17 protein-coding genes are annotated in these 21,076 nt (G+C 72.7%); 13 read left to right on the top strand and 4 right to left on the bottom strand.

What is annotated here, in order from left to right:
- Window positions 1-42 precede the first annotated feature (42 nt).
- The 6 genes from hpnE (at window position 43) to F603_RS0114580 (ending at window position 7,963) form a co-directional block, all read left to right on the top strand.
- Complete coding sequence (gene hpnE, locus F603_RS0114605; RefSeq protein ID WP_019546753.1) at window positions 43-1,479, top strand: hydroxysqualene dehydroxylase HpnE; 1,437 nt, start codon at window positions 43-45, stop codon at window positions 1,477-1,479.
- A 103-nt stretch (window positions 1,480-1,582) separates the two neighbouring features.
- Window positions 1,583-2,653 carry a polyprenyl synthetase family protein gene (locus F603_RS0114600; RefSeq protein ID WP_019546752.1) on the top strand — a complete coding sequence of 357 codons (1,071 nt, stop codon included), beginning with the start codon at window positions 1,583-1,585 and terminating at the stop codon, window positions 2,651-2,653.
- 63 nt (window positions 2,654-2,716) lie between these two features.
- On the top strand, window positions 2,717-4,798 hold the full coding sequence (shc, locus tag F603_RS0114595) for a squalene--hopene cyclase (RefSeq protein ID WP_019546751.1): 2,082 nt from the start codon (window positions 2,717-2,719) through the stop codon (window positions 4,796-4,798).
- The gene (locus F603_RS0114590) at window positions 4,798-5,448 is read left to right on the top strand and encodes a phosphorylase family protein (RefSeq protein WP_019546750.1); all 651 of its coding nucleotides are present in this window, start codon (window positions 4,798-4,800) and stop codon (window positions 5,446-5,448) included. Before shc ends, F603_RS0114590 begins: the two co-directional genes overlap by 1 nt.
- A gap of 7 nt (window positions 5,449-5,455) precedes the next feature.
- Window positions 5,456-6,472: an adenosyl-hopene transferase HpnH gene (gene hpnH, locus F603_RS0114585; RefSeq protein WP_019546749.1), complete on the top strand. Its 1,017-nt coding sequence runs from the start codon at window positions 5,456-5,458 to the stop codon at window positions 6,470-6,472.
- A gap of 93 nt (window positions 6,473-6,565) precedes the next feature.
- A complete protein-coding gene (locus F603_RS0114580) occupies window positions 6,566-7,963 on the top strand; it encodes an aspartate aminotransferase family protein (protein WP_019546748.1) in 1,398 nt (465 codons plus the stop codon).
- Between the two features lie 32 nt (window positions 7,964-7,995).
- Here F603_RS0114580 and F603_RS0114575 read toward each other — a convergent pair whose 3' ends face one another.
- Complete coding sequence (locus F603_RS0114575) at window positions 7,996-8,793, bottom strand: tyrosine-protein phosphatase (RefSeq protein WP_019546747.1); 798 nt, start codon at window positions 8,791-8,793, stop codon at window positions 7,996-7,998.
- A 210-nt stretch (window positions 8,794-9,003) separates the two neighbouring features.
- On the opposite strand from F603_RS0114575, the gene F603_RS0114570 reads away from it, so the two are divergent.
- The 6 genes from F603_RS0114570 to F603_RS0114545 all read left to right on the top strand — a co-directional run bounded on the left by F603_RS0114570 (window position 9,004) and on the right by F603_RS0114545 (window position 14,267).
- Window positions 9,004-9,711, top strand: coding sequence for an alpha-ketoglutarate-dependent dioxygenase AlkB family protein (locus F603_RS0114570; protein ID WP_019546746.1), 708 nt, complete (start codon window positions 9,004-9,006; stop codon window positions 9,709-9,711).
- Between the two features lie 837 nt (window positions 9,712-10,548).
- Window positions 10,549-12,243: a sensor histidine kinase gene (locus F603_RS0114565; protein ID WP_019546745.1), complete on the top strand. Its 1,695-nt coding sequence runs from the start codon at window positions 10,549-10,551 to the stop codon at window positions 12,241-12,243.
- Window positions 12,244-12,277: 34 nt separating this feature from the next.
- The gene (locus F603_RS0114560) at window positions 12,278-12,694 is read left to right on the top strand and encodes a roadblock/LC7 domain-containing protein (RefSeq protein ID WP_019546744.1); all 417 of its coding nucleotides are present in this window, start codon (window positions 12,278-12,280) and stop codon (window positions 12,692-12,694) included.
- Window positions 12,695-12,699: 5 nt separating this feature from the next.
- Window positions 12,700-13,122, top strand: a complete 423-nt coding sequence (locus tag F603_RS0114555; protein ID WP_019546743.1) for a DUF742 domain-containing protein — start codon at window positions 12,700-12,702, stop codon at window positions 13,120-13,122.
- Entirely contained in the window at window positions 13,100-13,738 is a 639-nt protein-coding gene (locus tag F603_RS0114550; protein WP_019546742.1) for a GTP-binding protein, read from the top strand. Before F603_RS0114555 ends, F603_RS0114550 begins: the two co-directional genes overlap by 23 nt.
- Entirely contained in the window at window positions 13,692-14,267 is a 576-nt protein-coding gene (locus F603_RS0114545) for a GAF domain-containing protein (protein WP_019546741.1), read from the top strand. The genes F603_RS0114550 and F603_RS0114545 overlap by 47 nt, the downstream gene beginning before the upstream one ends.
- 64 nt (window positions 14,268-14,331) lie before the next feature.
- Here the strand turns inward: F603_RS0114545 and F603_RS0114540 are convergent, their stop codons facing one another.
- A complete protein-coding gene (locus F603_RS0114540; protein ID WP_019546740.1) occupies window positions 14,332-15,546 on the bottom strand; it encodes an acyl-CoA dehydrogenase family protein in 1,215 nt (404 codons plus the stop codon).
- Between the two features lie 1,288 nt (window positions 15,547-16,834).
- Here F603_RS0114540 and F603_RS0114535 point away from each other — a divergent pair.
- Entirely contained in the window at window positions 16,835-17,755 is a 921-nt protein-coding gene (locus F603_RS0114535) for an alpha/beta hydrolase (RefSeq protein WP_019546739.1), read from the top strand.
- A gap of 13 nt (window positions 17,756-17,768) precedes the next feature.
- Here F603_RS0114535 and F603_RS0114530 read toward each other — a convergent pair whose 3' ends face one another.
- Together F603_RS0114530 and F603_RS0114525 are read right to left on the bottom strand one after the other, a co-directional pair.
- Complete coding sequence (locus F603_RS0114530) at window positions 17,769-19,931, bottom strand: putative bifunctional diguanylate cyclase/phosphodiesterase (protein WP_026328421.1); 2,163 nt, start codon at window positions 19,929-19,931, stop codon at window positions 17,769-17,771.
- Window positions 19,928-20,749, bottom strand: coding sequence for an SAM-dependent methyltransferase (locus tag F603_RS0114525; protein WP_019546738.1), 822 nt, complete (start codon window positions 20,747-20,749; stop codon window positions 19,928-19,930). The genes F603_RS0114530 and F603_RS0114525 overlap by 4 nt, the downstream gene beginning before the upstream one ends.
- Window positions 20,750-21,076: the final 327 nt, after the last annotated feature.

Raw genomic sequence — 21,076 nt, 5'->3', positions numbered from 1 at the left:
AACCCGCTGCCGTGCCCCCGCGTCAGGTCGGGAGGAGGACGCATGATCGAGGCAACGGGCAGGCGGGCGGGCGCGCGCAGCGCCGTCGTCGTCGGCGGTGGCCTCGCCGGTACGACCGCCGCGCTCCGGCTCGCCGACGCGGGCCTGCGCACCACACTCGTGGAGACCCGGCCCCGCCTCGGCGGCCTCGCCTTCTCCTTCCGACGCGACTCGGCCGCAGGGCCGCTCACCGTCGACAACGGCCAGCATGTGCACCTGCGTTGCTGCACCGCGTACCTGTGGTTGCTGGAGCGGCTGGGCGCTTCCGCGCTCGCGCCGCTCCAGCGTCGCCTCGACATCCCCGTCCTCGACGTCGGCCGGGAGCGCGCCCGCGCGGGGCGGATCGGCCGCGCCGCGCTCCCCGTACCGCTCCACCTGGTGCCGGGGCTCGCCGCCTATCCGCACCTGAGCCTCGCCGAGAAGGCGTCGGTGGGGCGCGCCGCCCTCGCGCTGCGCCGACTCGACCCGGCCGACCCCGCCCTCGACGGCGTCGACTTCGCCACCTGGCTGCACCGGCACGGCCAGAGCGAGCGCGCGATCGACGCGCTCTGGGACCTCGTGGGGGTCGCCACGCTCAACGCGCACGCCCAGCACGCGTCGATGGGGCTCGCGGCGAAGGTCTTCAAGACGGGGCTGCTCACCTCGCCGGGCGCGGCGGACGTCGGCTGGGCGCGGGTGCCCCTCGGCGAGATCCACGACGGGCTGGCACGCTCCGCGCTCGAGGAGTCCGGCGTCCGCACGTTGCTGCGGGCGAAGGCCAGGACGCTCGGTACCGGTCCGGACGGCGGGCGCCGCGTCGTCGTGGAGCACGGGGGAGGGGCGGAGGAGTTCGACGCCGACGTCGTCGTCCTCGCGGTGCCGCAGCGGGAGGCGCACGCGCTGCTGCCGGAGCAGGCGCTCGCGGAGCCGGACGCGCTTCTCGACATCGGCACGGCGCCGATCCTCAACGTCCACGTCGTCTACGACCGCAAGGTGCTCAGGCGTCCATTCTTCACGGCGTTGGGCAGCCCCGTCCAGTGGGTCTTCGACCGGACGGCCTCCTCGGGGCTCACGGGAGACGGCCAGTACCTGGCGGTCTCGCAGTCGGCGGCGGGTGCGGAGATCGACGCGCCTGTCGCCGAGCTGCGGGCGAAGTACCTGCCCGAGCTGGAGCGGCTGCTGCCCGCCGCCCGCGGCGCAGGCGTGCGGGACTTCTTCGTCACCAGGGAGCGCACCGCGACGTTCGACCCGGCGCCCGGCGTCGGGCGGCTCCGTCCCGGGCCGCGGACGCGGGCCGCCGGCGTCTACCTCGCCGGCGCGTGGACCGACACCGGGTGGCCGGCGACGATGGAGTCCGCCGTGCGCAGCGGTGCCGCCGCCGCCCGCGAGGCGCTCCGCGGCATCGGGCGGGCCGGCGAGGCCAACCCGGTGCCGGGCACGGAGGGAAGGGCGGTGGCGTGAACGCCGAACACAGCGGTCCCCCGCGCCCGGCGCCCCGACCGACCGCCTTCCTCGTCGAGGCGAGGCACCCGAGACCGACCGCACAGAAGACAGAGGAGACCCTGTGATCCAGGTGAACCAGGGCACCGAGGCCGCCGACACCGCCGACGTCCCCGCGCTGCTGGAGCGCGGGCGCACGCTTGCGACCCCTGCCCTGCGTGCGGCCGTCGACCGGCTCGCACCGCCGATGGACACCGTCGCCGCCTACCACTTCGGCTGGATCGATGCGGAGGGGAACCCCTCGTCGGTGGGGGGCAAGGCGGTGCGCCCCGCGCTCGCGCTGCTCTCGGCGGAGACGACGGGGGCGTCGCCGGAGACCGGTGTCCCCGGGGCCGTCGCCGTCGAGCTCGTGCACAACTTCTCGCTCCTGCACGACGATCTGATGGACGGGGACGAGCAGCGCAGGCACCGCGACACCGTCTGGAAGGTGCACGGGCCCTCGCAGGCGATCCTCGTCGGCGACGCGCTCTTCGCGCTCGCCAACGAGGTGCTGCTGGAGCTCGGCACCCCGGAGGCCGGCCGCGCCACCAGGCGGCTCACCACGGCGAGCCGCCGGCTCATCGACGGGCAGGCGCAGGACATCTCCTACGAGCACCGCGACGTCGTCACCGTCGAGGAGTGCCTGGAGATGGAGGGGAACAAGACCGGAGCCCTGCTCGCCTGCGCCGCCTCGGTCGGCGCCGTGCTCGGCGGCGCCGACGACCGCACGGCGGACGTGCTGGAGGAGTACGGCTACCACCTCGGGCTCGCGTTCCAGGCCGTCGACGACCTGTTGGGCATCTGGGGCGACCCGGAGTCGACGGGCAAGCAGGCCTGGAGCGACCTGCGGCAGCGCAAGAAGTCGCTCCCCGTCGCCGCGGCGCTCTCGGCGAGCGGCAGCGCCCCCTCGCGGCTCGCCGAGCTGATGGCGGCCGACGCCAAGAAGTCGCAGGCGGAGTTCGAGGACTTCGACGAGGCCGAGTTCGCGACGCGCGCCGCGCTGATCGAGGAGGCCGGCGGCCGGGACTGGACGTCGGCCGAGGCGCAGCGGCAGCACGCGAGGGCGGTCCGGGCTCTCGACGCCGTCGAGATGCCAAGCCGGGTCCGTGACCGGCTCGCGGCCCTCGCGGACTTCGTCGTCGTCAGGGAGCGGTGAGCACAAGGCAACATCTGCCCGGACTCTTCGGAGGCTCAGGCCACTTCGGAAGGGGAACGCGAGATGACATCGACCACCGACGGTTCCGCGGACCCGGGCACAGCCCGGGCCGCGGCGGCATCCGGCACCACCCGGGTGGGCACACTCCCGGCCGTGACGGAGACCGCGCAGAGCCCCCCGAACCCACCGCCTCCGGACTCCGACCTCGACGCACTGGTCTCGCGCACCACCGACCGCGCGGTCGGGGCCCTCCTGGGGCTCCAGCACCAACAGGGCTGGTGGAAGGGGGACTTGGAGACCAACGTCACGATGGACGCGGAGGACCTCCTGCTCCGCGAGTTCCTCGGCATCCGGGACGAGGCGACGACGGCGGCAGCCGCCCGCTTCGTCCGCGGCGAGCAGCGCCCCGACGGCACCTGGGCCACCTTCTACGGCGGCCCGGGGGACCTCTCCGCCACCATCGAGGCGTACGTCGCGCTCCGCCTCGCCGGGGACGAGCCGCGGGCACCGCACATGGCGCGGGCCTCCGCGTGGGTCCGCGAGCACGGGGGCGTCGCCCGCAGCAGGGTCTTCACGCGGATCTGGCTCGCCCTCTTCGGCTGGTGGAGCTGGGACGAACTCCCCGAGATGCCGCCCGAGTTGATGTACCTGCCGAAGTGGGTGCCGCTCAACATCTACTCCTTCGGCAGTTGGGCGCGGCAGACGATCGTGCCGCTCACCGTCGTCTGCGCGTTCCGCCCCGCACACCGCGCACCCTTCCGCCTCGACGAGCTGCACCGCGACCCGGCGCGCCCGGTCCCCGAGCGGCGGACGGCCTCTGTGCGGAGCTGGGAGGGCGCCTTCCAGCGGCTCGACCGCACCCTGCACGCGTACCGGCGCGTGCACTCCAGGGCCCTGCGGCGGGCTGCGCTGCGCTCCGCTGAGCGTTGGATCATCGTCCGGCAGGAGAACGACGGCTGCTGGGGAGGCATCCAGCCGCCCGCCGTGTACTCCCTCATCGCCCTCCGCCTCCTCGGCTACGACCTCCAACACCCCGTCATGAAGGCCGGGTTGGCGGCGCTCGACAGCTTCGCCGTGTGGCGCGACGGGGAGTCGCCCGGTTCGGAGGGTGAGCAGGCGGGAGCGGCGCCCGACGGCCCCGTGCGGATGATCGAGGCATGCCAGTCGCCCGTCTGGGACACCTGCCTCGCCACCATTGCGCTCGCCGACGCCGGAGTCCCCAGGGACCATCCGGCGCTGCGGTCGGCGGCCGAGTGGATGCTGGGCGAGCAGGTGGTGCGTCCGGGAGACTGGTCGGTGCGCAGGCCCCAACTGGCGCCCGGCGGCTGGTCGTTCGAGTTCGACAACGACAACTACCCTGACACCGACGACACGGCGGAGGTCGCGCTGGCGCTGCGCCGGGTCCACCACCCGGAGCTGCGGGGCGTGGACAGGGCCGTCGCTCGGGCGGCCGCCTGGAACCTGGGCATGCAGTCGAGGAGCGGGGGCTGGGGAGCCTTCGACGCCGACAACACCAGTGCGTTCCCCAACCGCCTTCCGTTCTGCGACTTCGGCGAGGTGATCGACCCGCCGTCGGCAGACGTCTCCGCGCACGTCCTGGAGATGCTCGCGGCCGAGGGCCGGCAGAGCGACCCGCAGTTCCGCAAGGGCCTCGCCTGGCTCCTCTCCGAACAGGAGCCCACGGGCGCGTGGTTCGGCCGCTGGGGGGTCAACTACCTCTACGGCACCGGTTCCGTGCTCCCCGCGCTCGCCGCCGCCGGGCTCCCGTCGGCGCACCCGGCGATGCGCCGGGCCGTCCGCTGGCTGGAGAGCGTGCAGAACGACGACGGCGGCTGGGGCGAGGACCTCCGCTCCTACATCGACGCCGAGTGGGTGGCCAACGGAACCTCGACCGCCTCACAGACGGGCTGGGCCCTGATGGCCCTGCTCGCCGCGGGGGAGCGCGGTTCCGACGCGGTGCACGGCGGGCTGCGCTGGCTCGCCGCCACCCAGCGCGCGGACGGCACCTGGGACGAGCCGTACTTCACGGGCACGGGGTTCCCCTGGGACTTCTCGATCAACTACCACCTCTACCGCCTCGTCTTCCCGCTCACCGCGCTCGGCCGCTACCTCCACGGTGACGGCCTCCCGCACCGGACCGCATGATGACGGCGCCCGGGGCCTCCGACAGGCTGCTCGTGGTGTGCGCGCTCGGCATCGAGCACCGCGCGCTGCGCAGCGGCGCACGCCGGGCCGCAGCCCTTCCGGCCCCGGGCGCACCGGAGTTGCTGCGTACCGGCATGGGGCCCCGCGCCGCCCGGCGCTCCGTCGCACGGCGGCTCAGCGACGAGCCCGTGCCCGGCGGCACGGCCGTGCTCGCCACCGGGTTCTGCGCGGGGCTCGTGCCCGGGATGCGTCCGGGCGACCTCGTCGTCGCCGAGGAGACGTCCGACGGGAGCGAGAGCACAGCGTGCACGGGCGCCGAGCTGCTCGCCGCCGCGCTGCTGCCGTACGGCAGGGTGCACCGCGGCCTCCTCGCCGGCAGCGACCACGTGGTACGCGGCGCGGAGCGGGCCGTGCTCCGTGCGGGCGGGGCCGTCGCCGCCGACATGGAGTCCGCGGCCGTGCTGCACGCGGCGGCGGGGTCGGCGGGGCGCCGACCGGTCGCAGCGGTGCGGGTGGTCGTCGACGCACCGGGGCACGAACTCGTCCGTGCGGGCACGCTCCGCGGGGGGATATCCGCCCTCCGCCGCCTGCGCACCGTCCTCCCCGCATTCCTCGAATGGCACCGATCCTTGCTGCTCCCCTGGAGGTGAGCGAGATATGGCCATGCCTCTTCGCCAGACCGTCCGTATCGCCACGTACCTCATGCAACAGAAGCTGCGGCGGCGGGAGAAGTTCCCGCTGATCGTGGAGTTGGAACCGCTCTTCGCTTGCAACCTCAAGTGCGAGGGGTGCGGGAAGATCCAGCATCCGGCGGGCGTGCTGAAGCAGCGGATGCCGGTCGCGCAGGCGGTCGGTGCCGTGCTGGAGTCGGGCGCGCCGATGGTCTCCGTCGCCGGGGGCGAGCCGTTGATGCACCCGCAGATCGGGGAGATCGTGCGTCAGTTGGTGGCGCGGAGGAAGTACATCTTCCTGTGCACCAACGCGATGCTGCTGCGGAAGAAGTTGGACGAGTTCGAGCCGTCGCCGTACTTCGCCTTCGCCGTCCACATCGACGGGCTGCGGGAGCGGCACGACGAGTCCGTCGCCAAGGAGGGCGTCTTCGACGAGGCCGTCGAGGCGATGAAGGAGGCGAAGCGGCGCGGCTTCCGCGTCACCACCAACTCCACCTTCTTCAACACCGACACCCCGCAGACCGTTGTCGACGTACTGGACTTCCTCAACGACGAGGTGAAGGTGGACGAGATGATGATCTCGCCCGCCTACGCCTACGAGAAGGCGCCGGACCAGGAGCACTTCCTCGGCGTCAACCAGACGAGGGAGCTGTTCAGGAAGGCGTTCGCCGGCGGCAACCGGAACCGGTGGCGGCTCAACCACAGCCCGCTCTTCCTCGACTTCCTCGAGGGCAAGGCCGACTTCGCCTGTACCGCGTGGGCGATCCCCAACTACTCCCTCTTCGGCTGGCAGCGCCCCTGCTACCTGATGAGCGACGGCTACGTTCCGACGTACAAGGAGTTGGTGGAGGAGACCGACTGGGACTCCTACGGCCGCGGCAAGGACGAGCGCTGCGCCAACTGCATGGCGCACTGCGGCTACGAGCCGACCGCGGTCTTCGCCACCCTGGGCTCGCTCAAGGAGTCGTTGCGCGCCGCGACGGAGACGCTCGGCGCGAAGTGACGGAAACCGCCGGGGAGTTGTGCCGCAACGGCGGTGCAGCTCCCCGGCGGTGTGAGAACGTTCGGTGTGCACTCAGAGACGGGAGACCACGGCGTGACCGGCTTCGACCTGGGCGAGCTGCTGTCCCAACGCGGCGGCGAGCGCTACGAGTTGCACACCAGGTACCTCAACCACCAGCTTCCGCGGATGCTCCGCACCATCGGCTTCGACCGGTTCTACGAGCGCGGTGAGGGCGCCTACTTCTACGACGAGGACGGCCGCGAGTACCTCGACATGCTCGCCGGCTTCGGCGTCATGGGCCTCGGCCGCCACCACCCCGTCGTACGCAAGGCGCTCCACGACGTCCTCGACGCCGACCTGCCCGACCTGACCCGCTTCGACTGCTCGCCGCTGCCCGGCCTCCTCGCGGAGCGGCTGCTCTCGCACGCGCCCGGCATGGAGAGGGTCTTCTTCGGGAGCAGCGGCACGGAGGCGGTGGAGACGGCGCTCAAGTTCGCGCGCCGTGCCACGGGGCGCTCCCGCGTCCTCTACTGCGACCACGCCTTCCACGGCCTCACCACCGGCTCGCTCTCGGTCAACGGTGAGGACGGCTTCCGCGAGGGGTTCGGCCCGCTCCTTCCGGACACGGCGGTGCCGCTCGGCGATCTCACGGCGCTGGAGCAGGAGTTGAAGCGCGGCGACGTCGCGGCACTGATCGTCGAGCCCATCCAGGGGAAGGGCGTCCACGAGGCTCCTCCGGGGTTCCTGCGTGCCGCGGGCGACCTCCTCCACAGGCACGGCGCGCTGCTCGTCGTCGACGAGGTCCAGACGGGCATCGGACGCACGGGGGACTTCTTCGCGTACCAGTACGAGGGCTCCGCTGCGCAGGGCGGTGCAGACCCCGACCTCGTCTGCGCCGCGAAGGCGCTCTCCGGCGGGTATGTGCCGGTGAGTGCGACGCTGGGGAAGGACTGGATCTTCAAGAAGGTCTACCGCTCCATCGACCGGGTGCTCGTCCACTCGGCGAGCTTCGGCGCCAACGCGCAGGCGATGGCCGCGGGGCTGGCGACGCTCTCGGTGCTGGAGGAGGAGGATCTCGTCGGCAACGCCCACCGCACGGGGCAGCAGCTTCTGGAGCGGCTGACGGCGCTCCAGGAGAAGTACGAGCTGCTCAAGGAGGTGCGCGGGCGGGGGCTGATGGTGGGCATCGAGTTCGGCAAGCCCAAGTCCCTAGGGCTGCGCAGCCGTTGGACGATGCTCCAGACGGCGCGGAAGGGCCTCTTCTCGCAGTTGGTGGTGGCCCCGCTGCTCCAGCGCCACCGTATCCTCACGCAGGTATCGGGGGACCACCTCGAGGTGATCAAGCTGATCCCGCCGCTCGTCGTCGGCGAGCGCGAGGTCGACAGGTTCGTCGAGGCGTTCACCGAGGTGATGGACGAGGCCCACAACGGCAGCGGCCTGTTGTGGGAGTTCGGGCGCACCCTCGTCAAGCAGGCGGTCGCCGACCGGTAGGCGGCGCCCGGCAGGCCGGGCGCCGCGGTGCCTCAGCCCTCTTCGAGGAGTCGCTCCCGCAGGCGGTCGCGCGTCTCGTCGGTGAGCCCGAGCCCCTTGGTGAGGTAGTGCTCGACGCCGCCCCAGGTCTCCTCGATCGTCTCCATCGCGGCGGCGAGGTAGGTGGCCCGCGCGTCGAAGAGCGGGGAGAGCAGCTCGACCACCTCGGACGAGAGGCCGTCCTTCACCCGGGAGCCGCGGTGGATCAGGTAGCGCCGGCCGGGGGCGTTCGAGAGGAGGTAGTCGGCCTCGACCGACTCGTGGTCGACGCCGACGGCCATCAGCACGATGGCGATCGACATCCCGGCGCGGTCCTTGCCCGCCGCGCAGTGCAGCAGCGCGGGGACGGTCTCCTCCGCTATCGCGCGCAGCAGGCGCCCGATCTCCTCGGTGCGGGTGGTGATGAGCGTGCGGTAGGTGTCGACCATGCGCGCCTCGCCCTTGCCGTCGGCGAGCGCGGCGCGCAGCTCGTCGAGCTCGCCGCCGCGGACCATTTTCCAGAACTCGGCGCCGTCCGCCGGGTCGTTGAGCGGCATGTTGACGTTGCGGACGCCGGGAAGCGCGACGTCGACGCCGTCGAGGGCGAGGTCGGCCGAGTTGCGGAAGTCGAAGACGGTGTGGAGGCCGAGGCTGCCGAGGTACGCGGCGTCCTCGGGGGTGGCGTTGGCGAGGTGGCCGCTGCGGTACAGCACGCCGTGCCGTACTCGCCGGCCGTCCCGCGTCGGCAGGCCGCCGACGTCGCGGAAGTTGCGGACACCGGTCAGTACGGATTCGGCGGACTGCTGGCTCACGGGGTGCCCTCGATTCTGCTGCTCGACTCTGTCGGCTCGGCAGCGCCGCGCGTACCGCGCGCAGGGGCGCCGACCGGGGAGCCGGACGCCTCGCGGCCGCGGCGGCTGCCGACAGGGCCGACCCTACGGCATCTTCGGGGTCGCCGATCAGGTCCGCGTCGAGTGACGCGGGGCACCCGGCGGGTGCGCGGACGGGGAGGCGGCGGCAGGATGAACGGGATGGACGGTACGCACGAAAGTCTGTTCCCGCTCCCCGGAGGGGGCGCGGAGCCGGTCGAGGTGGCCCCAGGTGCCGTGCACCTGCCGCGCTGGCTCGACGCCGCCGAGCGCGGGGAGTTGGTGGCCGCGTGCCGCGGGTGGGCGCGCCCGCCCGCCGGGCTGCGGACGGTGCGGATGCCGCGGGGCGGCGTGATGTCGGTGCAGCAGGTGAGCCTGGGGTGGCACTGGTATCCGTACCGCTATGTGCGCACCGTCGCCGACGGTGACGGTGCGCCGGTGAAGCCGTTCCCTCGGTGGCTGGGGGAGTGGGCGCGGCGCGCGGTCGCGGAGGCGTACGGCGGCGTCTACGGGGACGCCGCGGCGTTCGGGACCGGGGACGCGGCGTACGACGTCGCGCTCGTCAATTTCTACGGCCCCGAGGCGAGGATGGGGATGCACCGGGACAGCGACGAGCGCTCGGCCGAGCCTGTCGTCTCCTTCAGCCTCGGCGATAGCTGCACCTTCCGCTTCGGCAACGCGGAGGGCCGCGGCCGGCCTTGGCGCGACGTCGAGCTGCGCGACGGGGACGCCTTCGTCTTCGGCGGCCCCTCGCGGCTGGCCTACCACGGTGTTCCCAAGGTGCGCCCCGGTACGGGCGACCAGGCGAGGGGGCCGACCAGCGGTCGGCTGAACGTGACGGTGCGGTGCACGGGGTTCTGAGGGCGGGGCGTGCGAATCGATCTGTGCGCGGCGGAAGTTGGGGCGTGCGAACCGGCCTGTACACGGCGGGGATTCGGGGCGTGCGAACCGGCTGACGCGCCTGATTGCGCGCCTGTGCCTCATGCCGCCCGCGGCGCTCTGCTGTTCGGTGCGGGCCCCGGACAAGAACCGGCGTGCAGCCGGGTGCAGTTGGGCGCCTCGCGGGTTCTCGCAGGTGCGCGCGGGCGGAGGGCTCGTCGGGGCGGCGCGGTGAACAGGGGAAGCTGCTCGGGAACTTCACTCTTTGGGAGCTGGCGCGGGGTGGCGAATCCGCAGTTCGCCTCTGACCGCGGGGGACGGGGCGGCTAGGGTCGTCCGACAGCGCCGAGCCGACCACGCCAGGCACGGCAGGCGCGTCGAGGCCCGGGAGGGTGCCTGCGCACGGCCCGTGCGTGCAGCCGCAGCCCGGTGCGGTGTCGGGCGTACGCGCCGCCACCGATCCGTCGTCGGCCACCCGGCCCGCCCCGGCACGCCATGGATATGCAGCACACCGGCGAGCCGCGTGCTCGCAGTGCGGTCCGCCGCCCGTCCGCGAGAGCGCGGTCGAGCCGGCGCAGCCCCTGAGTGTGCGCCCCCAAACGACGAGGAACCCCTGTGCCTGAACCTCCGAACCACCTTGCGCATACGGGAATGGGAACTTCCGGTACCGCTTGGTCCGACGCGGTGCCGGACGCGCCTTCGGGGACCGGGGCCCGGCGACGCCACGGCCGTACGCCGGCGCCCGAGGGGGCGGGCGACGCCGCAGCGCGCCGTCGCCTCGCACGGCTCGCGCTCCTGCCTGGGGTGCTGGTGGCAGCGATGGCCACGGTTGTCGTCGTGGTGGTCCTCGGCTCGGGGACGCGCGGGAGCCTCACCTACGGCGCGGCGCTCTGGGGCGTCTTCGGTTCGGCGGTGCTGCTCGTCGGGGCGGTGCTCGCCTGCGCCGTCGTCTATGCGCGCGCCGAGGCGCGGAACGCGGTCGAGCGCTGTGCGGCGGTGCGGCGCGTCGTGGCCGCGGGGCGGGCGGAAGTACGTGCCGCTGTGCAGGAATTGGAGCAGGGCGGGACCCCCGAGCCGCGCGCGCGTGCGCCGCTCCCCGAACCCGGAGGCGACGCCGTCGACCTGCTGGCGCACGAGGTGGCGCTCGCCCGGCGGGAGGCGGAGGCGGCGGTCGCCTGCGCGGCCGAGCTCGCGGCGTCCGGTGCGGCGCAGGCGGCGCCACCGCTCCCGCGGGAGACGGGGGAGCACATGCACGACCGGGTCGAGGTCTTCGTCAATCTCGCACGGCGACTCCAGTCCCTGGTGCACCGGGAGATCGAGCTCCTCGACGAGCTGGAGGCCGAGGTCGAGGACCCGGACCTGCTCAAGGGCCTCTTCCACGTCGACCACCTCGCCACCCGCGTCCGGCGGCACGCCGAGAACCTCGCGGTTCTGGGCGGAGCCGTCTCCCGCCGGCAGTGGACGCGTCCCGTGACGATGACCGAGGTGCTCCGCTCCGCGATCGCCGAGGTGGAGCAGTACCCGCGGGTCAAGCTCGTGCCGCCGATCGAGGGCACGCTGCGCGGGCACTCCGTCGCCGACGTCATCCACCTCCTCGCCGAACTCATCGAGAACGCAACGGTGTTCTCGGCCCCGCAGAGCCAAGTTCTGCTCCGCGCCCAGTACGTGACGGCCGGCCTCGCCGTCGAGGTCGAGGACCGCGGGCTCGGCATGACGGCGGCCGAGCAGAGCCGCATGAACTCGGTGCTCGCCGACCCCGACCGGATCGACGTTCCCGAACTGCTCCAGGACGGCAGGATCGGCCTCTTCGTCGTGTCGGCGCTCGCCCAACGCCACGGCATCGTCGTGCAGTTGCAGAGCAACATCTACGGCGGCGTCCAGGCGGTGCTCGTCGTGCCGTACGAACTCCTCGGCGAGGAACCGGAGTCGGCGCGGCTCGCGCGGGGCCTCGGCAGCACGCAGCAGAACGCCGTCGTCCAACCGCCGGGCGCCGGAGGCGAGTCGGAGCGGCCGCCGGTGGAGGGCTCCTCCGTGTCGGCGGACGCCGGTACTGGGCCGCTCCCCGAGCAGCGTCCGACGCCCGAACCTCCGCGGCCGGCCGAGCCGGAGGACCCTCAGCCACCCGGCACCGCCGAGCCGTTGCCGTCGGCGCGGGAAACGGTGCACCGGTGGGCGCCCGTCGTCACCACGGACGCCGTCCACCTGCCCGAGGCGCCGGGCGAAGGCGCGGGGACCCCCGACGCGGCGCGCCCCCGGCTGCCGAGACGGCGGCGGCAGCAGCACCTCGTACGGGAGCTGCGCGACCTGCCCGACCGGAGCGCGCGCGCAACGCGCGCCGAGGAGGTCGCGGACGAGGGGCACGACCCCGGTCTGATGGCCGCCTTCCGGCGGGGCACGAGCCTCGCCGAGGACGCCGCGGAGCAGTCTCCCGGCGCCGAAGCCCCGTCCGGGCACGCCGAGTTCCACGACCCGTCCCCGGCCTCCGGCGGGGACCCTGCACGCCCCACCCGCTAGCACGGTGCGCCCCCCGAGGGAGAAGAACGCGAACATGGTGAGCGAAGTACCCGTAGGCCGGAACACCGACCTCTCCTGGCTGCTGACCGGGCTCGTGCAGCGCGTGCCGCACGCGCGCAGCGCCCTCCTCCTCTCCTCCGACGGTCTGGTGAAGGCCGTCGACGGACTGGAGCCCGACACGGCCGACCACATGGCCGCCCTCGCCTCCGGCCTCTACTCGCTGGCCCGCAGCGCGGGCGTACGGATCGGCGACGGAGGCGAAGTACGCCAGGTGATCGTGGAGTTGGACGCCTCGCTCCTCTTCGTCTCGACGGCCGGGCACAACGCCTGCCTCGCCGTCGTCGCGGACCGCGAGGCGGATGCGGCCGTCCTCGGGTACGAGATGGCGATGCTGGTCAAGAGCGTCCGGCCGAGCCTCGCCACCCCGGCGCGGCACTCGGTGGGAGGCTGAACGCCGTGCGCAGTGCTGGGGCCGCCGCCTCGGAGGAGCCGCGGCGCAGGCGCCAGGCGCCGGAGAGCCCCCTCGTCGACGGCGAAGCCGGGCGGCTGATCCGCCCCTACACCGTCAGCAACGGACGCACTCGGCCCACCGCCGACTTCGCGCTGCTGACCCTCGTGATGGCGACGGGCGCCCGCCCGCAGAGCTACCTCGGGCCCGACCACTCCCAGGTGTTGGGCCTGTGCGGCGGGCCCGTCTCCGTGGCGGAGGTGGCGGCACAGATAGGGCTGCCGGCGGTGGTGACCAAGGTGCTCCTCTCCGATCTGGCGGAGTGCGGAGCGATCGCCGCGCGAGCTCCGGGACCGTCCCCGGGGAGCGTGGCGAGGACGGACCGACAACTCCTGGAGGCGGTGCTGGATGGGCTCCGTAAACGACTCTGAGACGTGGGCGGCGGGTGCGGACCCGTTCCCCACCGCTCTCAAGATCCTCGTCGCCGGTGGCTTCGGGGTGGGCAAGACGACCTTCGTCGGCGCGGTGAGCGAGATCGAACCGCTTTCGACGGAGGAGCTGCTGACCCAGGTCAGCGCGGGAACGGACGACCTGAGCGGCGTCGAGTCGAAGGCGACCACCACCGTGGCGATGGACTTCGGACGGATCACGCTCAGCCGGGAGCACGTGCTCTACCTCTTCGGCACGCCGGGCCAGGAACGGTTCTGGTTCCTCTGGGACGAACTCTGCGACGGGGCTCTCGGCGCCGTCGTCCTCGCCGATACGCGGCGCCTGGAGCACTGCTTCTCGGCCGTCGACTTCTTCGAGCGGCGGGGGATCGCCTTCCTCGTCGCCGTCAACGAGTTCGACGGCTCCTACCGGTACGAGCCCGACGAGGTCCGGGCCGCCATAGACCTCAAGCCGGAGGTGCCCGTGGTGATGTGCGACGCGCGGATCGCCGGCTCCGGGACGCGCGTCCTGCTCGACCTCGTCCAGTATCTGATCGACGCTTGGAGCTGCCATGCCGATGGCCTACGACCCGACGACGCACCTGCTGCTCACCCCTGAGGACAACGAAGCCCCCGAACGGGTCGTGCGGCTGCGCGAGTTGGGGATCGGCGACGTGCCCGTACCCGAGTTCGACGAGTTCGCGCGGGAGCTGGCGCGGATCACCTCCGCGCCGTATGCGATGGTCAACTTCATCGACGAGCACCGGCAGTACTTCGCCGGGCTCTACACTCCGGCGGCGGCCAACGCCGTGGAACTCGGCCCGCTGCCGCAGGCGCCTGCGCAGCCGGGACGGGTCATGGCGCGCGACCACGGCTATTGCCCGCACGTCGTGGTGCGCCGCAAGGCCCTCGTCCTGGAGGACGTCTGCGACTACCCGAGGTTCGCGGGCAACCCCGTGGTCGACGAGATCGGCATCCGCTCCTACCTCGGCGCCCCGCTCATCGACCGCACGGGGACGACGCTCGGGACGGTGTGCGTCGTCGACCAGGAGCCGCGGCCGTGGGGCCGAGAGGGGCTCGAGACGATCAAGACGATGGCGGGGCGGCTCGTCGACAGGATCAACGCTCGTGGGACGGCGGCGGATTGAGGACGGGCGGACGCGCAGCGGCCGGGGTGCGGCTGCGCGTCCGCGGTGTCGGGCCGTCGGGCCGTCAGGCCGTCACGAGCGGATCGCCGCGTACGGCCTCACCGAGCCGGGCCGACCACGAGCCCTTGTCGCTGCCGAGTGCCACCTCCCCCAACCGCAGCAGTTGGACGTCGGAGGTGCCCGCGGGGGCCGAGACGTGGTGCGCGTCCCGGAGGTAGCGCTCGATGGGGCGGTCGGTGAAGAGGCCGCAGGCGGCGTGGATCTCCATCGCGGCGCGCGCCGAGTCGAGGAGGGACTCGACGTTGACGAGCTTGGCGTTGATCAGCTCCTCGTCGCACGGTACGCCGCGGTCGAGCAGCTCGACGGCGTGGTAGGCCGCGAGCCGCGCCGTCATGACGCGGGACTGCATCCGCCCCAACTTCAGCTTGATGCTGCCGAGTTCGGCGAGCGGTGCGTCGTACCGGCGGCGCCGTACGCAGAAGGCGGTGGTCTCCTCCAGCAGCGCCCGGTGGATGCCGAGGGCGACCGCCGAGAGGTTGGCCCGTCCGTAGAGCACGCTGGAGGAGTACGCGACGGAGAGTCCGTCGCCCTCCGCGCCGAGCCGGTTGGCGGCGGGGACGCGGCAGTCGTCGAAGCGGAGCTCCCCGAAGCTGAAGCCGTGCAGCCCCATCGAAGGCACCTCGGGGAGGAGGTGCACGCCCGGCCGGTCGGACTCGACGAGGAAGGTGGTGAGCCCGCGGGAGCCGGGGCCGGTCCGCGCCACCACCCCGTGCACGTCGCCGACGTGGCTGTTCCCGACGTACACCTTCCGGCCGTTGAGGACGTACTCGTCCCCCTCGCGCACGGCCGTGCTCGTCATGCCGAGGACGTGGCCGCCGCTGCCCGGCTCGGTGACGGCGATCGTCGGCAGGCATTCGCCGGAGGCGACCGAGGGAAGCCAGGTCTTCTTCTGCACCTCGTCCCCGAAGTGCAGGATCTTCGCCACGCCCAACTGGGACGCCTGGACCATCGCCCCCATCGCGCCGCTGACCCGCGAGAGTTCCTCGATGATCACGGATTTCGCCACGTGCCCTGCGCCCATTCCGCCGTAGGCCCTGGGGACGGTCGCGCCGATCCAGCCGCGCTTCGCGATGGTGCGGGAGAGCTCGTACGCGACCGTCCGTGCCGCCTCCATGCTCGGTATCAGGGGCCTCACCTGCGTCTCCGCGAACTCCTGCACCTCGGCTCGCAGTCGGCGCAGTCGTGGGTGCTCGTGGTCGGCTGCGTGGGGACCGTCCATCTTCCCTCCCCTTTTCCTTCCGGTTCGCGGACGGGGCGCCGGCCGCGTGGCCGTCGCCGCCGTGCGCGGTGACGCACAGCCGGCCGGGGCCGCGGAGCGTGCGGGGTCCGGCCCCCGCGCAACGGCCGCGGAGCGGCGTGCGTGCGTGCCGGCCCTTCGCCCGGTCGGCGGTCCGGCCGTGGGCACCGAGCGTTCTCGGGTCGCTCGGTACCCCGGACAGCATTACCCAGTGACACGACCGAATCACCGTGCGTACAGGAGAACTCTGCCGCCTGCCGAGGGTGTTGAGAGGGGCGCGTGGAGCTGCCGAGCGGGAGGAGGCGGGTGCGGTGCGTCCGTCGGCGGGGTGCCGTGGGCGCCGGGAGGCGCCGGTGCGGGCCTTCTTCTCCGGGGGGAGAGGTCGGACGGAGAGGGGCGGGGACGCCTCGGCGGCGGGCCCCGTACGTGGAAGCACGCCCTGCCGTACCGCTCCACGGCGCACGACCGTGACCTGTTGCGTGGAGCCTGCGCGCCGGTGCGCGTGTCCGCGGGTGCGCTCCCCGGAATGAGCTACACCGTCGAATCCCGGATGTGCGAGCGAAGTTGCGGCGCCTCGCCGAGGGGCGAGGGGGATCGGACCGAGCAGGACCGTCGGTTACTGCTCCCTGCGCGTACCGGAGCGGCGCGAGCCGCAGGGGAACTACCGCGACCGGTGTGCGGGCGCGCTCGTGGAGCGGTTGCCGTAAAAGCGTCGGCGACGGGCTCACCGAGTACGCCCGTCCGCGGGAGGGACGGCGTGCGACCTGCACAGCTCTCCTCCGAAATGGCCTGCCGCGCCTACCGGTTGGCGACGCACGAGGGATTTGGTCCTCCGCTTCCGACGCCACCGGGCGGGTCATCCGCGAGTGCATGGACGTCGCGGCTGCTCTGCATCGCCGGAACGGCGTCTTCCCCTCTGTAGTCGTTCTTCCCACCCATGAGACCGATCCCAGTAGGATTTCGGTCGTGCAGCGTCGCTACGACTACCGGGTCTGCCCGGATGCCGCACGGCGTTGCTGGCCGGCCAGTGCGTTCGGGTGCGTCCGCGTGGTGCGGAACGATCGCCTGTGCCCGCACGCGGTGGGTCTGCCGTACGCGACGTCGGCCGAGCTGGCCCGGCTGCGGACAACGCAGGTCGGGCCTTCTGGACTTCAGGCCAGGAAGCACGTCAACGGGTGCCCGGGCTGCAAGGGTCGCCGGCCCGGCGCGAGGACCTCGGGGCGGCCCGCTGGCGAGCGCGCGCCGGGTCGCGCGCGGTGACGGAGGCGCCGTGAGCGAGGAGCAGGTGTACACACGGGCGGTGGACGGGGTCCGCGTCGCGACCTACCGGTGGCTGCCGCAGGGACCGCCGCGGGCTCTCGTGCAGATCGCCCACGGGGCCGCCGAACACGCCGCACGCTACGGCCGGTTCGCACGATTCCTCACCGGCCACGGGTACGCGGTCGTCGCCTCCGACAACCGCGGACACGGCCGGACGGCGGCCGAGACGGGCGGCTACGGCGCGGTGGGCACCGAGGGCTGGCGGGCGACCGTCGGCGACCTGAGAACGGTGGGGGAGCAGGCGCTCGCCCAACTCCCCGCCGGCACACCCCACTTCCTCCTCGGACACAGCCTCGGCTCCCAGCTCGCACGCGACTACGCGCAGGAGTACGGTGCCGGACTCGCCGGCCTCCTCCTCTCCGGTACGTTCCGCTCGCTGCCGGGAAGCGAGGCCGAGCGGGACCTGGCACGGCTCCAGGGGGAGGTGGAGCGCGGGGGTCCCGACGCCGTCTCGCAGTTCGTGCCCGAACTCTTCTCGTCCTTCAACGGCCCCTACCCCCACCGCACGGGGTACGAGTGGCTCTCCCGCGACGAGTCCGAGGTGGACGCCTACGTCGCCGACGAGGCGTGCGGCTTCCCCTTCTCGGCCCGCCTCTCGCTCGACTGGGTCCTCGGCGTCCGCAAGATCAACGACCCGGAGCAGCTCGGGCGCATCCCGCGCGAGCTGCCCGTCCACGTCGCGGTCGGCGAGGAGGACCCCTGCCACCAGTCGATGACGCTCGTCTACGAGCTGCTGGAGGACTTCCGTTACCGCGGCATCAGGGAGTTGAGCTGGCACGCGTACCCCGGCGCACGCCACGAAATCCTCAACGAGACCCACCGCGACGAGGTGCAGCACGACCTCCTGGGCTGGCTCGACGCGCACGCCTGAGCGAGCCGCCGCCTCACGCCGAGGCGGTCCAGCCCCGTACGAAGTCGTCGGCGGCGACGGGGCGGGCGTAGAACCAGCCCTGCGCGGTGTCGCACCCCAACTCCCGCAGCCGCTGGGCCTGGTGCTCCGTCTCGACGCCCTCCACCGTCACCGCGAGCCCCAGCGCATGCGCGAGCGAGACGATCCCCTCGACGAAGGTGACGTCGACCGGGTCGGCCGGGTGGCGCTGGAGGCCCTGGGTGAAGGAGCGGTCGAGCTTGAGGGTGGTCGCGGGGAGGCGGCGGAGGTTGGCGAGGTTGGAGTAGCCCGTGCCGAAGTCGTCGAGGGCGATCTCCACGCCCAGCTCGGCGAGTTGGCGCAACGGCTTCAGCTCGTCCTCGTCGGCCCCGATCAGCGCCGACTCGGTGACCTCCAGGCAGAGCGAGGACGGCGGCACCCCGGCGCTCTCCAGCACGGCGATCGTGTCGGGCACCAGGTCCGGGTGGTGGAGCTGCCGCGGCGAGAGGTTGACGTTGACCCGCAACGGCTGGTCGCCCGCGCCCGCACGGTCCCGCCAGCCGCACGCCTGCGCGACGGCCTGCTCCAGCACCCATCGCCCCAACGGGACGATGAGGCCGGTGTGTTCGGCGAGCGGGATGAAGCGGTCGGGGCCGAGCCTGCCGTGCACCGGGTGCTCCCAGCGCACCAGCGCCTCCGCGCCGTCGACCCGGCCGTCGGACATCCGGATGAGCGGCTGGTACTCGAGGAAGAACTCGTCCCGCTCCAGCGCTGCCGGCAGGTGGTTGGTGAGGCTGTGCCGGTCGATGGCGCGCGCGTCGGAGTCGGGGTCGGCGAACTCGTACCGGTTCCCGCCCGCATCCTTGGCGCGGTACATCGTGATGTCGGCGCTGCGGAGCACCTCGGCCGGGTCGAGGTCGCCCGCCCGTCCCTCCACGATGCCGATGCTCGCGCGGACGGAGAGCTCCCTGCCGTCCACCGAGATCGGTGTGGCGAGCGCGGCGAGCGCCTGCCGCGCCAGTTCGGTGACCTCCTCGCGGCCGCTCGGGTCGGAGATCAGCACCACGAACTCGTCGCCGCCGATCCGCGCCACGAGGTGGTCGGGGCCCGGCGTGCAGGACTGGAGGCGCTCGGCCACCGAGACGAGCAACTGATCGCCGACGGCGTGGCCCAGGCTGTCGTTGACGGCCTTGAAGCCGTCGATGTCGAGGTAGCAGAGGCCGAAGCGGCGCTCCTCTTCGGAGGAGCCGAGGACCCGCTCCAAACGTTCGGCGAAGAGGGTGCGGTTGGGGAGCCCCGTGAGCTCGTCGTGCGTCGCCTCGTACCGCAACCGCAGGTGGAGCAGGCGGCGTTCGGTGATGTCCTCCATCAGCGAGAGCTGGTAGCGCGGCTCGCCCTCGGCGTCGCGGAGCAGTGAGACCGTGAGGTTGGTCCACAGCACGGTGCCGTCGGGGCGGTGGTACGGCTTCTCGACGCGGTAGTGGTCGCGCTCGCCGCGGACGAGTTCGCGGTGGAGGCGCCAGACCTCGGGGGCGTCGTCCGGGTGGACGAGCTCGTTGACGTTCCGACGGCGCATCTCGTCCTCGGAGCGGCCGAACATGCGGGCGAGGGCGCCGTTGGCGTCCCGTATCCGGCCGTCCATGTCCGCGATGCTGATCCCTATCGTGGCGTCCTTGAAGACGGTGCGGAACCGCGTCTCGCTCGCGTGCAGCGCCTCCTCGACGGCCGTCTGCGCGGCCAACGCCGCACGGGAGAGGGACTCCTGCTCCGACCTGGTGCGCTCGCGCAGCGAACGGGAGAAGCCGGCGGCCACCGTGTGCTGGAGGCGCGCGCAGCGCGAGCGGGCCTCGTCGATGTCGAGGTCGCCGGGGCCGCCGCCGTAGAGCACGAGGTAGGAGTCGAGGACGCCGAGGATCTGCGGAAGCGCCTCGGGGCTCGTGCAGTGGCCCGCCACGAGCGTCTCGCCCACCTCGTAGCCGGGGAGGGCGCTGAACGGCTGTGCGTGCAGCGCGTCGTTGAGCCGGGTCGCCAGCGGGTGGAGGAACTCCTCGAACTCGTGCCTCGTCATGGAGGTCTGCGTGGCCTGGTAGACGACGCGGGCCCAGACGGTGGCGAAACGGCGGAGGCCGTCGTCGTCCTCGAACACGGCGGGGGCGTGGTCGTTCTGTGAGTGCGTCACCCGAGATGCCCCACCTTTCGGCCGACGCCCGCATAGCCGGTGAAGACTGCCGAGTCCTCCCATTCGGGCGGGCTGTCCGGCCGCCAGTGCGGCAGTGACACCAGCCCGGGCTCGACGAGCTCCCAGCCGTCGAAGAAGCGGAGGATCTGCGCCTTGCTGCGGATGACCAGCGGAGAGCTCGCCTCCTCGTACACCTTCTGCAGGCGGTCTCCGCGATCGCGTGCGGGCGCGCCTTCCAAGCAGCCGTGGCTGATGACCAGCAGGCTCCCCGGGGCGAGTTGGTCGAAGAAGGCCGCCAGTGCCTTGTCGGGTTCGTCGCGGTCCTCGACGAAGTGCAGGAGCGCCACGACCATCAGGGCCACCGGGCGCTCCAGGTCGAGCAGGCGCTCCGCCTCGTCGCTGCGGAGCACGTCGGACGGGGAGCGGAAGTCGGCCGAGACGATGCCGGCGTGGTCGTTGCCGGCGAGGACGGCCTCGCTGTGGGCCACCGCGACCGGGTCGTTGTCGACGTAGACGACCCGGCTTGCGGGCTCGGCGGCCTGGGCCACCTCGTGGACGTTGCCGAAGGTCGGGATGCCGGAGCCGATGTCGAGGAACTGGGTGACGCCTTCGGAGAGGGCGAAGCGGATGGCCCGCCGCATGAAGGCGCGGTTGGTCTGCATGATCTTCGGCAGGCCCGGCCACGCCTCGATCGCCCGGCGTGCGGCCTCCCGGTCGACCTCGAAGTTGTGCGAGCCGCCCAGGTAGTAGTCGTACATCCGGGAGACGCTGGGCACGTCGAGGTCGATGCCCTGAGGGGCCCAGACGGGACGATCCATCGCAAGGTCTCCAGCTCGCTCAGCTCTGCAGGTTCCCGGCCACGGGGCATGAGGCTAATGACCCCGCCGTGCAGCGCGGAAGGAATCGGCGGATCAGCGGCTTGATCTCGACGGCCGGGGCGGAGACGAGGGGGTCGTATGCCTCCGGCATGTGCTCTCCCGTCCTGCCCGCCACCGCGTACTCGTCCACCGCGGAATCGCGCCAACGCCCTTGCGCCGTACGAGAGTACGGTATGCGTCCTGCCCGCGGGAGCGCGCCCAGCGGCAGCGTACCGCCGGCAGATCCGCCGCCGGTCCCTCGCGATCGCCGTACCGGCACTGACCACG

Origin of the sequence: Streptomyces sulphureus DSM 40104, assembly GCF_000381025.1 — a bacterium.
GTDB lineage: Bacteria > Actinomycetota > Actinomycetes > Streptomycetales > Streptomycetaceae > Streptomyces > Streptomyces sulphureus.
This window is presented reverse-complemented; position numbering and strand designations above follow the sequence as displayed.